This window comes from Bacillus sp. EA-CB0995 (assembly GCF_055814245.1).
The window spans coordinates 3,920,780-3,933,287 of sequence record NZ_CP169269.1; the positions used below are offsets into that span (position 1 = coordinate 3,920,780).

The following is a 12,508-nucleotide window of genomic DNA, read 5'->3' on the forward strand; positions in this document are numbered from 1 at the left end:
ATAAAAAAAGGTAATTCATCCCTATTTCAATCTTATTAAGACTTAAAAGAGTATAAGGTATTATATCACTAATATTTAATATTGAATCCTGCCTCTATATTAAATATTAGTGGCAAAATTTTGTCTAAATTATGTATGATATACAAAAAAATTTATTCAAAAAAAGCTGGCATTTGCCAGCTTCTCTATTTACGCTTTTTACAAATTATTAAATTTTCTTTTACGATGGAAAATGATGCGTTAACTAGCTTCTTTATGTTCTTTTAATTGTTGTTTTCCATTCCCAATAAATCCTAAAGCAACATGAATTACAGGAACTACTAAACAAAATATAGTGAATGGCAAATACTGCAGCGTAGGTACACCTAGTGTACCAGCGATAAACACACCGCTCACTCCCCATGGAATCAATGGATTCACAGCAGCTCCGGCATTCGCTAAGATTCCTGAAAGATTTTTCGGATCTACATGAATTTTCTCATATTGTGATTTGAATGCTTCACCTGGTAAAATAACTGATAAATACTGCTCTCCTAAAAGAACATTGATGCCAATAGAACTTAATGCAGTCATGAGCATTAAGTTTCCTTTCGTACTTACCATGCCCGAAATTTTAGAAATTAGCTTTTCAATGATTTTTACTTCCACTAATAATCCGCCTAGTGCTAAAGCAAGAAGGATAAGAGAAACAGACCACATCATGCTTTGCATTCCTCCGCGAGTAAGTAACACATCTACACTCTTTACACCTGTTTTAGAAACAAATCCATCTTGCATAAAAGCAGCCATTTGACTAAGGCTAGTATGCGGATGATAAATATAACAGATAATAATCGTAATCATTATACTAAGTAATAATGTCGGAATAGCTGGTACTTTTTTCTTGCACATAAAAATAATACTAACACTGGAATTAATGTAAAAGCTGAAATAGTAAAAGATGAATGGAGTGTACGAACCAACACGTCGATATCACTTCCCGCTGATACTGATGCTCCATGTCCCACAAGTAAGAAAAAGATAAGAGTTATAACAAAAGCTGGAATAATTGTCCGCATCATGCTACGAATATGTTCAAATAAATCTACTTCTGCAATAGCAGCTGCTAAGTTCGCTGTATCAGATAACGGAGAAATGTTATTCCCTAGAAAAGCACCCGATATAATAGCACCTGCAATCATCGCTGGATCTAAGCCCATCATTTGTCCCATTCCTAAAAATGCAATGCCCACAGTTGAAATCGTTGTAAAGGAGCTTCCAACCATGATTCCCACAAGTGCACATATGACAAAAACAGAAGGTAAAAAGAATTTTGCAGATAAAATTTTAAATCCATAAACCATGATAGTCGGAATTGTTCCTGCCGCAATCCAAACACTAATTAAAACTCCAATCAACATAAATATAATGATAGGAATTAAACCTGGTGTAATCCCATTTTGAATCCCTTTATGAATTGAATCCCAAGAAAAACCTTTCACTTTTGCAAATAAAATAACAATTCCTATGGCGATTAAAATAGGCACTTGAGGAGGTAAACTTAAACCTATAATACAAGTTCCTATAATCGCTAATAAAACGACTAAAAGAAAGATACTTTCTTTAAGTGTTACATCTCTTTTCATTTTAATAACTCCTTATCATGTAAAATGGTTGTAGGATTCTACCGACTAATCCATTTACTATTAACATTTGTGAACAATTGCACATTCAATATCTAAACACTATATTAAAAAAGAATCAATGGAAATAAAGTGGCACTTCCATCAGTAGGGGATTTTTTATTCCCAAAATGGTGCAATAAACCACAAAAGGACATAAACAATGCTTTGGATGAGTATATATATCACTTACAAATCATGCCAATGGATGTTTATGCCCTATTTTATTCACCTAAAAATATAAAACAGTTAACGCAAATCAGCTTTATTATATGCACCATGCCAAACTGGACCAACAAATGTATTAAAAGCAAATCCGCGTTTAATTCCCTCTGTCGTAAAGTCCTTCGCCTTCGCTACAGCTTCTTTTACCGAAAGTCCTTTCGCTAGTCCGGCTGTAATCGCTGCTGCAAACGTACATCCGGCACCATGGTTACAGTTCGTATGAATTTTCTCCGCTTCATAAAGCACAAACTCTGTTCCATCATAAAGTAAATCGATTGCCTTATGATCCGCTAGAGATTTTCCGCCTTTTATTACAACATTTTCAGCACCAAAATCGATAATTTTCTTTGCGGCTTCTTTCATATCGTTTACCGTTTTTACATTTTGCATTCCAGATAACTGACCTGCTTCAAATAAGTTTGGTGTTACAATTGTTGCCTTTGGTAAAAGAAGATCACGCATGGCAAGTCCATTTTCAGGATGCAGTGGTTCGTTTTCTCCTTTACAAACCATAACCGGGTCAATGACAACATTTTGCATGTCATATGTTTCAATTACATCACTTACAAGCTCAATCATATCTATAGATCCAAGCATTCCTGTTTTCATCGCATCTAATTTGCCGCCGGAAAAAATAGTTTTTAATTGCGCTTGTACAAGTTCCTTATCAATTGGATGAACATGATGATGCCAGTTATTATCAGGATCCATTGTGACGATTGTTGTAATGGCAGTTAGGCCAAATGTACCATACTCTTCAAATGTTTTCAGATCCGCCTGTAATCCTGCTCCTCCACTTGAATCAGAACCTGCTATCGTTAATACTTTTTTTACCATCACTTTTTCACTCCTCAATTGATCTTACTCAAATAAATAAGGTCAATTATATATAAAGATGAATGCATAACGGATTTTTAACGTTATGCATTCATTCTATTAAAATGGTTTTCTACTAAACTTATTTCATTTCATTGTAGATTGCTTCAAGTTTAGCTTGAATTGCTTTTTCTAACTTAACAGCATATTCTTCAAATACTTCTTTATCATGAGCATATGGAGATAACGCACAAGCACGAAGCACTGTTACTTTACCTTCGCGATCCCATTCTCCTTCGCTAAATCCAAGACTCTTCACGAATGGAAGTGGGCTGTTACCGTAGTCAGGAATAGCAAAGTCAGTATGAGATGTAATGAACTCATTATTATATAATCCGCCTTTAACGTAAGAAGCTTGATCGAAGAAATCATGATTTAATTTGTTCATTTTTTCTAAGTCTATATTACCTTCTTCATTAAATACATAGTCAACCATATTAAAGTCAGGTTTTGTTAATGGATACACACGAATTGTTTTATCGCCAACTTTAAATTCTTTTTCACTTAAGAAGTCATAGAAACGATAAGCTCCTTCAATACTTGCACCAATTAATTTTCCATAACCAGTTACATTTAAAGGTAACACTTGATGAGCTGTCCAAACAGCTGCTGCAGTTGCACCTGCCTTAGAACCTTCTAATATATATGCACCTAATAATGCTGGAATATCTGCACCTTTTTCGAACACATAAGTTGCAAAGTAAGAAATTACATCGCGCATTCTAATATCTTTAATCACAATACCGCCCGCAGAGTAAGGAATATATCCCATTTTGTGTGGATCAATTGTAATTGTTTCTGCTTGGTTCATTGCTTTAAATGAATGATAAACTTCTTTTGTTAACCAGTCACATTTTTCAGTGAAGATGTTGTGTTTTGCGTACACTTCTTCTATTTGATCCCATTCGATAAATTCGTTATTTTCATCTAAGAAAATAGAACGAGCATAACCACCATAAGCAGCATCTACATGAATGTAGAAATAGATGCCTTCTTCTGCTAATTTTTCACGAAGTTCTACCATTTTATCAATACGATCTACTTGACCTTCTTCTGTTGTACCGATAACCCCAACAACACCTAAAACAGGAATTTGCTCTGCTGCTAGTTCACGAATTTTTTCTTCTAATTTATTAATATCCATACGATAGTTGTCATCAACATCTACTTGCTCTACACAATCAAGACCAACACCGATAATATCAGCAGCTTTTAACCAAGAATAATGTTTTGTTTGTGGAATTAACCATTTACCTAATTTTTGTAAATTTTGGCCACTACGTGCAGAGTGAGCTTTAATTTCATCAATTTGTTCAGGAATTTGATCTAAAATAGCTAGAATTTCTTCTGTAGACATATTCAGTAATTCCCATTCAGATTTACCTGCAACAAATTCAGGAGCTACTTCTTTAATTGCTAATGGTAAGGATTTCATATTTCGTGCATACCATAAGCCCTCTAGGTTAGCAATAGAACCATCTGCGCAAATATGTCCCCAGCTTTCACCTTTTTTATAGCTCATCAGTGCAGCAAACTCGTGTCCCACTTCTTCTTCCATTTGAGAAGTACCTGGTGAAGATTCATATGCTACGTTATTACCGTTCCATAACATTGCTGCTGTATAAGCAATGATAGAAGGCATTAATGTTTCAGCGTTCATATGTCCCCAGAAACGACCAGCAGCATGCCAAGGTAAAGAATTTGTACGTAATTTAGAAGATAATACATTGAACACACTGCGCATATGATCTGCAGTTTCTTGGAAATTTTTAGAACTTCTATCTTGAGGTGTGATAACTGGTAAGTCTTGCGGCATATAGTTTTGTCTCCAACCAACATGCTCATCTACCATTTTTAATAATAATTCTTTAAATAAATCTACGTTTTCTCCTTTATCTCCTAAGAATAATGCTTTTAAATTAACTTCTGGCATTTCGTATTTCATTTTCATTTCCTCCAATTTTCAATCAAATTATATAAATATATAGAATAATTATTTTTAATTAGCTTGTTTTAAATATTCTGCTTCGTTATTTTCTTTTTTCCATTCTGGTTTCTTACATTTGTTAATAATAAGAGCAATCCCAATCATAACCACCGTAGCGGCCACTTGATAAATTACGTAACCAGTATACTGACTTGGTTTTAAAATGGATGGTGGGATCAAACTTACAATAATCGTAAGTACAATACCTATCATTGAAACAATAGATACAAACCACATTAATCCATTTCCTTTACTACCTAATCTAAATGGTCTCTTAACATTAGGCATGTTATAGCGTAAGCGAATTGCTGAAATTGCAATTAAAGCATATACGATACAATATAGAATCGTTGTTGTAATGGTAATAATTAAGAATGCACTATTAACATCTGGAACGACTACATATAAGACAGATACTAACGAAATAACAATTGCTTGAATCATCACAAAAGTGATTGGAATACCCTTCTCTGTTCTCTTTTGGAAGAACTTCGGTAAATTCCTTCCTCTGCCACTTTAATCATAGATTTACTTGGTCCAAGTACCCATGCACTTAACTGTACTAAAACACCAATTAAAATCATTAAAGAAATGATGTTAACAAGGATAGATGGAATCCCTAAATCTTGACAGAAAATCAAGTATGGTTGTGTAATGTTAGCTAACTCTAAATGACCGCGTGGCACTGCGTTAGAAACTGTTAAACCAGCGATAATATTAAAGATTACTAGTAAAACAACAGAAGCGATAACAGCAACTGGATAGTTGCGTTTCGGATTTTCAATATTATTTGCATGTACAGATGAGATCTCTACCCCCGCAAAAATAAAGATAATCCCTGATAAATACGCTAAGCTGCCCAAGTCTTTTAAATTAGGTATTAAATCACTTGGTTTAAAATTCCCTAAGTAACTATTTGGCTGAATTCCATTTTTAATCATATAGATAACACCTAGAACTACGAGAATAACAAATGGAATATATACACCAATCACAGCGCCCCAGTTACCTGCAATTTTTACCATATCAAACTTAAGGTTTAATAAAGTCACACCCCAGTATGAAATTAAGATTACGGCAAAAATAAAGTAGTTGTTTGAAGATAGTTCTGGCTTATTAATAACGTAACCGAGTAGAACACCAACAGTTGACGAAACCATTACCATCCCGAAAAACATTTGAACCCATAATAACCATGAGGTAACAAATCCCCATTTTTCACCTAATGCATTTCTAACCCAAACTTGTGGGCCACCTTCTTCAGGAAATCCTGTCGAAAGTTCGGCTGACATGAGCGCAATAGGGAGAGCAAATACAACTGCAGCAATTAACATATAGAAGATTTGCGTCCACCCTGTAATAGCAAGCGTCGGTACACTACGTACAGTACCAAAGAATGCCATCGTAATACCAATTAACCCAAAAAGCGTTAATTTTTTTGTCTTGGCCATAACTATGCCCTTCTTTCCTTTATTTAATTTTTATAGAATACATAAACTGAACTAATACGCTAATTTTCAAAAGAACTGCACTATCAAAATACAAACGTTAAAAACTAGGGTATTAAAACAAAATATCTGATATAAAATTTGTAAATCCTATAGAATCATTCCTTTCTTCAAACAATGCTATTATTTCGTAGAATACATCCATTCATTTCTTCATAATATGAAATGAATAATATTCATAAAATAACCATCTGTTTTGCTAAAAACCACTTCACAAAACTTAAGTTTCACCTTGTGAATCATTACACAAGTTAACTTATGACGTCAGTCTACTCCTGTAATTTTGTTTTGTCAACAACCGAATAAACACTGATTTGACAGTGTTTATTGAAACAAATTAAAAACTTATTATTTAGAGCATTAAAGGTTTAATGCTTTCATCTGTTAAAGCTTTAAATCTTTTATTTATAAAAACATATGAAATAAATATAAATAAAAATGAATATTAATACATGATAAAATGATAAATAACCACGGTAAAAATCATAAAAAAAGAAGAGTGAATTTGCTTCACTCTTCTTCTACATAAAAAGGCTGATTATTATTTTAAAAAAGGGGGTTTTCATCTTCTCTTAAACCTGGATGCCAGTCTAACATATTTACAAACGCATGATTTGCAATTGAATCGTTTATACATAATTCATCCACACCTAAATGAGATTCATTTTCATAAAAAAACCGCTCCATTACATTTTTTAACAATTTGCTATATCCTATTAAACGTCTAGATGTAATTATTTTACTTTCCCGAAGAGGAATTTCACTTCTCTGTTCACGAAATTTTAACAATTTTTCTTGAAAAATTTCACGATCAGCTTCTTTTCCATTAACTACTTTCACTTTTACAAACAAATCATTTTCTATCCCTAATGCTCTGCTCCACAAAGAGATCCAGTTATCATATTTGATATAGTATCTCCCCTGAAAATAGCTTTTTATCACCGGAAGTAAAACGTGAATTCTCGGATGATACATATCACCTTTTTTAAAATATCCAACATCCTAAAATAACCTAGATTGGCTTGTTGTACAGATTTATACTTAAACAACCGATTGAATCCAATTAACATCTTATCTAGCATCCCATTAATTTGTTCTTCGTTTATATCATCTAAGCCCAAATCTAACAATAACCAATTTACTTGCTGCTTTTTATTAACTTCTGTTATCACATGATGATTAACATATGCTAATTCCAAAGTTCGTTCCCATGATGTCAGCATAATTAATCCCCCTCACCTTCACTTTACCTATATATAAATCTACTTTAATTTCTAAACAGATAAGTCGCTGCTATAATAAAGTGAACCTTTCATTAGTGGTCCTCCACTGATGAAAAGCCTGCGAATAGCGGGATAAAAAATAACCTGCACTCGCTTTCCCTTTGCTGGCAGAAAAAGGCCCTGACCGCTTATATGCATGGCCAGGTGCCCTCGCCCACCTAAAAAGAAAAGGGGGTTGTATTTATATATTTACAGAGCTTTATTCTCCTAATTTCACCAAGCTGTAATTCTTTTTACCTTTACGGATAATAATAAATCTTCCATCGAATGAATTTTCTACCGTAACATCTGTATTTACATCTGTTACTTTGTCTCCGTTCATCAAAATAGCTCCATTATTAATATCTTCTCTTGCTTGGCGTCTAGAAGGTTCAATTCCTAAATCTACTAACCACTCGACAATATTTTTTGTTTCCTTTGCAGCATTGAAAGTTGGCATATCTTTAAAGCCTTGTTCAATTTCATCCGCAGTTAACGCTTTAATATCCCCGCTAAATAATGCTTCTGTAATTTTTACTGCTTGTAGAAATGCATTTTCACTATGAACAAATTTCGTCATTTCTTCTGCTAACACTTTTTGCGCTTCACGTTTATGAGGTTCTGTTTGAACTTTAACCACTAATTCATCAATACTATCTTTCGTTAAGAATGTGAAGAATTTTAAGTATTTAATCACATCGCGATCATCTGTGTTCACCCAGAACTGGTAGAATTCAAATGGTGTTGTTTTTTCTGGATCTAACCAAATTGCTCCTCCTGCTGTTTTACCAAATTTCGTACCGTCTGATTTTAATAGTAATGGAATTGTTAATCCAAAGACTTTTGCATCTGGTCCTTCTTTTTTACGAATTAAGTCTAAACCGCTTGTAATATTTCCCCATTGGTCACTGCCGCCAATTTGCAGTTGTACGTCTTCTTCTTTGTATAAGTGATGGAAATCCATCGCTTGTAGAATTTGGTATGTGAATTCTGTAAATGAAATCCCTGTATCTAAACGACTTGCTACAATATCTTTTGCTAGCATATTATTTATACTAAAGTTTTTACCGTAATCGCGTAAAAACTCAAGGATACTTACTTCATGTGTCCAATCGTAGTTATTTACCATTTTCACTTCGCTATTTCCGCCAAAGTCGAATAACTTTTGCATTTGCGCTGTTAACGCCTCAACATTATGCTGCACTTGTTCTAATGTTTGAAGTTGTCTTTCTGTTTGACGTCCACTTGGATCACCAATTGTTCCCGTTGCTCCTCCAATTAAAATAACTGGATGATGCCCAGCTAATTGGAAACGCTTCATCATCATAAATGGAATTAAATGTCCGATATGCATACTGTCACCAGTTGGATCTACACCACAGTACAAGGAAATCTTTTTCTCTTCTACTAGTTTACGCAATCCTTCTGCATCTGTTTGTTGATTAATGGCATCGCGCCATTCCAATTCGTCAATGATGTTCATGTCTTTCCAGCTCCTTTAATTTGTATGTTTTGCTTACCTTAGTTTGATAAGCATATAAAAAAGTCCCTATGTCTACACTAGACATAGGGACGATTTTTAACCGTGTTACCACCCAGATTGCACAAATAGTATTTACTATTCGTACCACTCTTAGCAATAGTATCGATTGCTACTCCGCTTAGCATTACCTAAGATACTCCAGAGTGTAATTCACAAGTTTGTTTGTGCTAGGTTCCATCAACCCCTAGCTTTCTCGATAACAGTGACAAACTGCTACTGGGCTCTTTCAACGTATTTGATATGTTAAATTAAAGCCAATTATAGAGAAGTAAAATTTCATTGTCAATTCTATACAAAAATGTTTTTAAAGTGTTCACATTTGCTTTATTCTATTAAAGTATTGAACTACCCCCACCTACCGCTTCGCGCTTGAGGTGGGGGTCTTCTCGCCAGGTATGATAAACCACGGGTCAAATGTTTGAATTTATAGCATGAATATCGGGGTCGTAGAGGTATTGATTGAAACATTCTGGCGGAAGAAAAAAGGGAATTAATGAACGAAATAAAAGCATGACGAATGTACAATCAAATATTATATCTATTCATATACTTGTAATAAATCCATTATGTTCGCAAAAAAGGGGGGACTGTTCTGAAACCATTTCATTCTAGGAATTACGAATACGAAGTTTTTTATTTCCCTTGCGCGCTTCCTCTTCCGGAACCCGGACCAGCAGGATCAACTGGAACGACTGGGCCTACTGAGACGACTAGGCCTACTGGAACGACTAGACCTACTGAAACGACTAGACCTACTGAAACGACTAGGCCTACTGGAACGACTAGGCCTACTGAAACGACTAGGCCTACTGGAACGACTAGGCCTACTGGAACGACTAGGCCTACTGAAACGACTAGGCCTACTGAAACGACTAGGCCTACTGAAACGACTAGGCCTACTGGAACGACTAGGCCTACTGGACCTACCTTCCCAGGTCTGATTTCCGTGACAAATCTAATGTTTTTCACAGTTTCAGATGGCACGCGTCTTGTATACACAAACGATGATGGTTTGCCTCAATTCGGAACGACTCAAATTTTGGCACCAAATCAAGTATCATATATGAATTTATTTATCAACGGTATTATCCAACCGCAAAGTTCTTATAACGTACAAGCGGGTATATTAACGATATTTGCTGATGAAGCACTACCATCTGGCATTCCGATCACACTTCAGTTTATTTTGATCAATCAATAAAGTGAAACTTCCATCATTGTGGGATAAAAAACGGATTCTTTTAAAAGAATTCGTTTTTTATTACTAGTTCATACCAAATTCAATCATAACCGGAACACCACGATCTAAAATATCTCCACTCGGAATTGTAATAGCTGTTTTGGTTACACTTGAATTAATCGCAGGTTGTAACTGCCCGTTTAGGTATAAATTATAATATGCAAATGATGCAGGGAATGCGGTAGCAGCAGCTCCAGTGTCATCCTTAAAATCAGTTGCTAAAATAGTAAAAGTTGATCCTATTCCTGTTCCAGCACCGATTGTTGAATTATATCTTTTACTAGCAAAAAAAGGTTTAATAATAGGCATTTCATTTCACTCCTTTTGTTTTCAAGTCTAGTGGGGCTTATCCTACTCTACATATTATGTAAATATTTTATTTTAGCAACGGCCAACTACCCGTTTTTCATAGCTACTTAGTATTAGAATTCTATATTATTACTTAAAATGATGTTCTTACTTTTCGGTGGGAGCTAAGCGTCCCTATTTATCCCGCTATTCGCGGGCAGTACCCCCACCTCAAGATTGTGAGGAGTCCGAAGAAGATACGTGGGGGATAACTACCCGTAAAAGCCCGATTCGTTCAACATTATTTCTCATACAAAAAAGGCTAATCTACATTACAGATCAGCCTTTCTATCAATCACTTATTATTCTTCTACTAAATCCGATTGTACATACGCATGAAAACTCCCGTCACTTATCTCCTTCGGATCTTGAAGTGGGGGTTTCTCGTGTATCACTTTCAAGAGATGCTTAACACGAGTGGAGTTGACACAGCTGCCTGATGGCACAACCCCTCTATTCCATCGGCAAACGCCTTTGGAACTGCTTTTTTAAGATGTTATAGGAACCGTTCACATCTGCGTTCAGTAGTTTGTTCTCTTTCGTACGATACAAGCCACGTTTGATACGTGTCCCACTGAATTCAAGAATATCTTCCTCACCGTAAGTGGGGATTGCATCATTGTCTAGAAAGGATGCCTTGCTTGTATACGATTCTTCCACAACTTGTACCGTAATGCCCTGCCGATTTGCCTTGTACTTGATCATTTCAATGAGTTGATTGTGTGGGATATGGCAAAAGGATTGATTCTGTCGTTTCCCCATCTCACTGTTTTGTTTCCATGCTATATTTTTCCCAATGACAATCATAGAAATCCCGTGTTGAACTGCGAAAGTGACAATATGATAACTCATTTTGTGAAAGAGATCCTTTATTTTGAGAAACCTTTTCTCATGAAGCCTCTCTAAACGCTTGGATGTGTGTGGTCCTTCTTTTGGTTCTTTTCCATGACGAAGAATACCCAGTAAATGAGCCTTTTGTTTATTGTAGTATTGATTGATACTTTTGATAACATTGCCCTTTACTAACACAGGAGTAGCCCCTGTATTCGTTGTGATAGTTGCAATGTTATTGATCCCTAAATCAATACTCATATAGCGATTATTGTCGACATGCTCAGGTACTGGCTCAGATTGTTCTGCCACAATTTCAACTTTAAACTTACCATAAGCAGGAGAAACACGTACCTCTTTGAGATTGCCAATCCGTCCAAACAATTTGCCAATATTTAATTTCATGTTTGTTTTTGGAAAACGAATGTACTTATCTTGGAGTTTACATACTTGATTTGTGAATACAATTTCTCTCATAGATGATCTAATATACTTTGGAATGCGGGGTCTGCCAGTAAAAGTGGAAGGATGTTTCTGATATGCTTTCATGGAAGCAAAGAATGATTTCCAATTTAGATACAACTTTTTCATAACTGCTTGATTCGTTTGCGCTGGCAAGTTCATATAATCTTGTTGTTTCATTGTTTTAAACAAACAATCTAGAAAGTTATAAGATAGAAACGATTTCTCTTTTGTTGGGAATGGAAATAAGTTACATTTCATTTCTTTTTGTTCTTTAACAGGCTTTTCTTTCTGTTTTTGTACACGTTTTTGATACGCACGAAGTTGATTTTCATTCATGGTTTCGATGTACATTTGTAATGTATGGAGGACTTCTTGTTGAAGTGGTTGTAATGGTTTACCAGCACGTAAGGCAGTATACACTTGGCGAATATAGAAGTTTGTTGTATTGTAGAGATTTTTGGCGTTTTGACACATTTCCATGAAATAGGTGTACAATTTGTGACCTTTCTTGATCCAAATTTGATAGGTTGCATATTCTTGTTCTTTTGTCATGATTTTCACC

7 protein-coding genes, 3 pseudogenes and 1 other annotated feature are annotated in these 12,508 nt (G+C 35.1%); of the genes and pseudogenes, 1 reads left to right on the forward strand and 9 read right to left on the reverse strand.

Going from position 1 to position 12,508, the window contains the following annotated elements; translation table 11 throughout:
- Nucleotides 1-240: 240 nt before the first annotated feature.
- The 7 genes and pseudogenes from nhaC to tyrS all read right to left on the reverse strand — a co-directional run bounded on the left by nhaC (nt 241) and on the right by tyrS (nt 9,002).
- Nucleotides 241-1,625, reverse strand: a pseudogene (gene nhaC / locus ACEWFJ_RS20135) (Na+/H+ antiporter NhaC).
- A 285-nt stretch (nt 1,626-1,910) separates the two neighbouring features.
- The gene (gene pdxK / locus ACEWFJ_RS20140; protein WP_473689695.1) at nt 1,911-2,726 is read right to left on the reverse strand and encodes a pyridoxine/pyridoxal/pyridoxamine kinase; all 816 of its coding nucleotides are present in this window, start codon (nt 2,724-2,726) and stop codon (nt 1,911-1,913) included.
- A 118-nt stretch (nt 2,727-2,844) separates the two neighbouring features.
- On the reverse strand, nt 2,845-4,707 hold the full coding sequence (gene tdc, locus ACEWFJ_RS20145) for a tyrosine decarboxylase (protein WP_473689696.1): 1,863 nt from the start codon (nt 4,705-4,707) through the stop codon (nt 2,845-2,847).
- 54 nt (nt 4,708-4,761) lie between these two features.
- A pseudogene (tyrP, locus tag ACEWFJ_RS20150) lies at nt 4,762-6,200 on the reverse strand (tyrosine-tyramine antiporter).
- Nucleotides 6,201-6,803: 603 nt separating this feature from the next.
- A complete protein-coding gene (locus tag ACEWFJ_RS20155; protein ID WP_473689697.1) occupies nt 6,804-7,232 on the reverse strand; it encodes a protein rep in 429 nt (142 codons plus the stop codon).
- Nucleotides 7,196-7,480 carry a protein rep gene (locus ACEWFJ_RS20160; protein WP_473689698.1) on the reverse strand — a complete coding sequence of 95 codons (285 nt, stop codon included), beginning with the start codon at nt 7,478-7,480 and terminating at the stop codon, nt 7,196-7,198. Before ACEWFJ_RS20160 ends, ACEWFJ_RS20155 begins: the two co-directional genes overlap by 37 nt.
- A gap of 259 nt (nt 7,481-7,739) precedes the next feature.
- Complete coding sequence (tyrS, locus tag ACEWFJ_RS20165; RefSeq protein WP_473689699.1) at nt 7,740-9,002, reverse strand: tyrosine--tRNA ligase; 1,263 nt, start codon at nt 9,000-9,002, stop codon at nt 7,740-7,742.
- Between the two features lie 82 nt (nt 9,003-9,084).
- Nucleotides 9,085-9,301, reverse strand: a binding site (T-box leader).
- Nucleotides 9,302-10,008: 707 nt separating this feature from the next.
- Here tyrS and ACEWFJ_RS20170 point away from each other — a divergent pair.
- Nucleotides 10,009-10,263, forward strand: coding sequence for a DUF4183 domain-containing protein (locus tag ACEWFJ_RS20170; RefSeq protein ID WP_473689700.1), 255 nt, complete (start codon nt 10,009-10,011; stop codon nt 10,261-10,263).
- Between the two features lie 63 nt (nt 10,264-10,326).
- Here ACEWFJ_RS20170 and ACEWFJ_RS20175 read toward each other — a convergent pair whose 3' ends face one another.
- Together ACEWFJ_RS20175 and ACEWFJ_RS20180 are read right to left on the reverse strand one after the other, a co-directional pair.
- On the reverse strand, nt 10,327-10,611 hold the full coding sequence (locus ACEWFJ_RS20175; protein WP_473689701.1) for a DUF4183 domain-containing protein: 285 nt from the start codon (nt 10,609-10,611) through the stop codon (nt 10,327-10,329).
- Between the two features lie 436 nt (nt 10,612-11,047).
- A pseudogene (locus tag ACEWFJ_RS20180) lies at nt 11,048-12,498 on the reverse strand (RNA-guided endonuclease InsQ/TnpB family protein).
- Nucleotides 12,499-12,508: the final 10 nt, after the last annotated feature.